The 3,896-nt window shown below is 62.3% G+C and carries 6 protein-coding genes; all 6 read right to left on the minus strand.

What is annotated here, in order from left to right:
- Nucleotides 1-392: hypothetical protein (locus EN969_RS20535; RefSeq protein WP_245467467.1), on the minus strand; the 392-nt coding region annotated here is incomplete at its 3' end.
- Between the two features lie 85 nt (nt 393-477).
- Nucleotides 478-2,043, minus strand: a complete 1,566-nt coding sequence (locus EN969_RS20540) for an amidase family protein (RefSeq protein WP_027161542.1) — start codon at nt 2,041-2,043, stop codon at nt 478-480.
- Entirely contained in the window at nt 2,043-2,498 is a 456-nt protein-coding gene (locus EN969_RS20545) for a GNAT family N-acetyltransferase (protein ID WP_013531786.1), read from the minus strand. Before EN969_RS20545 ends, EN969_RS20540 begins: the two co-directional genes overlap by 1 nt.
- Before the next feature lie 8 nt (nt 2,499-2,506).
- On the minus strand, nt 2,507-2,794 hold the full coding sequence (gene gatC, locus EN969_RS20550) for an Asp-tRNA(Asn)/Glu-tRNA(Gln) amidotransferase subunit GatC (protein WP_013531787.1): 288 nt from the start codon (nt 2,792-2,794) through the stop codon (nt 2,507-2,509).
- 130 nt (nt 2,795-2,924) lie between these two features.
- Complete coding sequence (locus EN969_RS20555) at nt 2,925-3,341, minus strand: hypothetical protein (RefSeq protein WP_082826453.1); 417 nt, start codon at nt 3,339-3,341, stop codon at nt 2,925-2,927.
- Between the two features lie 24 nt (nt 3,342-3,365).
- The coding region (locus EN969_RS20560) for a metal-dependent hydrolase (RefSeq protein ID WP_127419347.1) at nt 3,366-3,896 on the minus strand (531 nt) is incomplete at its 5' end.

Consider the following 3,896-nt stretch of genomic DNA (forward strand, 5'->3'; position numbering starts at 1 on the left):
GCCTCGGCCTCGGGCCGGCTCAACTCCCTGCCGAAAACAAGGACGCCGTTGGTGTTGGTCAACCTGATGACTTCCGACAGCCCCGCTTCATCCGTTGGATAGGTATGGTCGAGGATTTCGGCCTCAAGGTGCCCTTTCAAAGGCAATGAGGAACGATTTCGCACAAAACCCCTGACGTCGCGCACGGCTGCCACGTCGGTTAGCCGCAGGGTTTCCTTGCCGAACACCAGCCACATGAAATCCTTGCCGAGGAAGTAGGTGAAGAGGGCAATGATCGCAGTGAACGACAGCAGTCCGAGAGTGCCGCTGGCGACGTTTGCGGGCGACGTGTCGGTCAATCCCATGTAGCCGGTATAGGCAACGATCGCGGCCCCAACCAGGACGAAGCCCATCCTGAAATCCGAGATGCGCGGTGGGTTGGTTATCAGCAGTTCGTCTTCCGTCTCGACGATGGAAATGCGAGACGGGGGCGGCATGCTACCACCATTTCTCCGGCTGGAATGTGCCGGCGGCTTGCTCGATGACGGCGGCGGTCTGGAACAGGGTTTCCTCGTCAAACGGCCGGCCGATCAACTGAAGCCCGAGCGGCAAACCCTTGGCGTCGAGCCCGGCGGGCACAGCGATGCCCGGCAGGCCGGCCATGTTCACCGTGACGGTGAAGATGTCGTTCAGGTACATCTTGACCGGATCGGCAGCCATGTCCTCGTCGGCGATGCCGAAGGCGGCGGATGGCGTTGCCGGGGTCAGGATGACATCGACGCCGGCGGCGAAGACAGTCTCGAAATCCCGCTTGATCAGATTGCGCACCTTCTGCGCCTGCAGATAGTAGGCGTCGTAATAGCCGGCCGACAGCACATAGGTGCCGATCATGATACGGCGCTTGACCTCACGGCCGAAACCGGCGGCACGGGTCTTCTCATACATGTCGACGATATCCTTGCCCGGCACGCGCAAGCCGTAGCGGACGCCATCGTAGCGGGCGAGGTTGGACGAAGCCTCGGCGGGCGCCACGATGTAATAGGCAGGCAACGCATATTTGGTGTGCGGCAGGGAAATATCGACGATCTCGGCGCCGGCGTCCTTCAGCCAGGCAATGCCCTTCTGCCACAGCGCTTCGATCTCTTCGGGCATGCCGTCGACGCGGTACTCCCTGGGAATGCCGACCTTCATGCCCTTGATCGGCTTGCCGATCGCGGCCTCATAGTCCGGTACCGGCATGTCGACCGACGTCGTGTCCTTCGGATCGACGGAGGCCATCGACTTCAGCAGGATCGCGGCATCGCGCACGTCACGAGCGATCGGGCCGGCCTGGTCGAGCGACGAGGCGAAGGCGACGATGCCCCAGCGCGAGCAGCGGCCATAGGTCGGCTTGATGCCGACCGTGCCGGTGAAGGCGGCCGGCTGGCGGATCGAGCCGCCAGTATCCGTCGCGGTCGCGCCGGCACACAGGAAGGCCGACACTGCGGTTGCCGAACCGCCGGAAGAACCGCCCGGCACCAGCTGCGCATTGTCCAGGCTGCGCGCGGTCCTGGTGCCGCCGGCCGAGACGAAGCCGCCATCACCCTGATGCGTCGTCGGCATCACCACCGTGTCTAGGCGCGAGCGCCGCCACGGATTGATGACCGGGCCATAGTAGGACGTCTCGTTGGACGAGCCCATGGCGAACTCGTCCATGTTGAGTTTACCGAGCATGACGGCGCCGTCGGCCCACAGATTTGACGTAACGGTCGATTCGTAGCGCGGCTTGAATCCGTCCAGCACATGACTGCAGGCCTGCGTATGGACGCCTTCGGTGCCGAACAGGTCCTTGATTCCGAGCGGGATGCCTTCCAGCGCACCGCCCTCGCCCTTGACCAGCCTTGCGTCGGACGCCTTGGCCATGTCGCGCGCCTTGTCGCCTGTCACCGCGACATAGGCATTGAGCGCGGGATTGGCGCGATCGATGGCCGAGAGATAGGCCTCGGTGATCTCGGTCGCGGTGATTTCCTTGCCGTGCAGCTTGGCGCGGGCCTGTGAAATCGTCAGCTGGGTCAGGTCGCTCATCAAAGGCTCTTTTCGTAAAACACCGACCACTCGGAATCGGGATAATCCAGCACCGGGCCGCAACGCGAAAACCCGGCGCGTTCGTAGACGGTCCACGCCGCGGGGTGACGGTCGCCCGTCTCCAGCACCAGGCGCTTCAGCCCCTCGTTGCGCGCCAGCGCCTCGACCTGCTCGACGATTTTCGCGCCGATCTTCTGCCCGCGATGCGAGGGCCGCGTGTACATGCGCTTGACCTCGCCGACAGCGCCGTCATGGCGTTTCAGCGCACCGCAGCCAATGGCCATGCCGTTGTCGCGGGCGATGAAGACAGTCGTGTCCTCACCAGCCATCTGCTCGACCGTCAGATGGTAGCAATGCTCCGGCGGCGTCAGTTCGAGCAAGGTCTGGTTGAGTTCCTCGACCAGGCCGCGCACGTCGTCCTGCAGTGGCGTTTCAATGGCGATGTCGATTGCCATCGGCCGGTTTACTCCACGACCTTCGGCACGAGGAAGAAATTCTCTTCGGTCGCCGGCGCGTTGGCGACGATGTCAGCTGCCTTGCCGCCGTCAGTAACAACGTCCTGACGCTTCTTCATGTCCATCGGCGTCACCGAGGTCATCGGTTCGATGCCGGAAACATCGACCTCATTCAGCTGTTCGACGAAGCCCAGAATGGCGTTCAGCTCGCCGGTCATCCGTTCGGCATCTTCCTCGCTCACCGCAATGCGGGCGAGATGCGCGACGCGCTTCACTGTCTGAAGATCTACGGACATGTTTTTGCCTCGGGGAAAACCAGTTCGGGCTATAGCGGCGCCGCGCGCGCTGCGCAACATGCATCGTGCGAGAGACCAGGCTGCGGCGGCGGCCTAGTCTTCGGCCATCGATCCACGCACAGGATGATGTCTACGGCAGGGCAACGCCCTCGCACAGATAGTAGCTGCCGCTGTTGCCGCTTGCTTCGCTTTCGTCGTTGACGGGCCGGACCGACACGAGATCGATCTGCTTGTCGTTCATTTGCGTCACCGAGAGGACATCCGGGAAGACATAGCCCGGTTCCTGGCAGAGGGCCGTCACCGCCCAGCTCGGCGAAGCGGTCGCCTTGCTGACCTGCAGAAACTCGCAATTGTATTCCACGCTCTGCAGGCCGTGCGCCGAAAGCACGATGTTGCCGGCGTCGATCAGCGTTTGCAGCGTGTCCTTTTTGGCCTGCGTGCAAAGCTCTTCGGACTGAAGGTAGACGCCTTCGATGAAATCATCCGCGGCCAGCGCGGGCGACGCCGCGACAAACATGGAAACGCAAAGAGATCGCCCCAATACCATGGATTTATTCCACTTTAGCTGTTTCTAGATCGTAATCGTCTCACCGATTTTCGGCAACGCCAGCCTTACACCGGATCCTTCCAGGCCGGCCTCGAACTTATCGGCGGTCGGGTCGATCATCGGAAACGTGCCGAAGTGGCAGGGAACCACGGTGTCGAATTTGAAGAAGCGCCGGCAGGCAAGTGCCGCCACCGCGCCGCCCATGGTGAAGCGGTCGCCGATCGGCACCAGGCCTATCTTCGGCTCATGCAACTCGTTGATCAGCGCCATGTCGGAGAAGATGTCGGTGTCGCCCATGTGATAGAGCGTTTTGTCTTCCGCGAAATGCAGGACGAGGCCGCCCGGATTGCCGAGATAGGTGTTCTGGCCGCCCTCGCCCGGGAACGAGGATGAGTGCAGCGCCTGGACAAAAGTGGTGGTGAAGCTGCCGCAATCGACGGTGCCGCCGATGTTGCCGGGATTGATCTTCTTGTCGCTGACGCCCTTGCCGACCAGATACATGCAGATCTCGAAATTGGCGACGAGCTGGGCGCCGCTTTTGCCGAGCACCTCCAC

Origin of the sequence: Mesorhizobium sp. M7A.F.Ca.CA.003.01.2.1 (assembly GCF_003998945.1) — a bacterium.
GTDB lineage: Bacteria > Pseudomonadota > Alphaproteobacteria > Rhizobiales > Rhizobiaceae > Mesorhizobium > Mesorhizobium ciceri.

Bases quoted from the DNA above. Each gene is read 5' to 3' on its own strand.
- gatC (WP_013531787.1), bottom strand. From the start codon at position 2,794: ATGTCCGTAGATCTTCAGACAGTGAAGCGCGTCGCGCATCTCGCCCGC.
- EN969_RS20545 (WP_013531786.1), bottom strand. From the start codon at position 2,498: ATGGCAATCGACATCGCCATTGAAACGCCACTGCAGGACGACGTGCGC.
- EN969_RS20555 (WP_082826453.1), bottom strand. From the start codon at position 3,341: ATGGTATTGGGGCGATCTCTTTGCGTTTCCATGTTTGTCGCGGCGTCG.
- EN969_RS20540 (WP_027161542.1), bottom strand. From the start codon at position 2,043: ATGAGCGACCTGACCCAGCTGACGATTTCACAGGCCCGCGCCAAGCTG.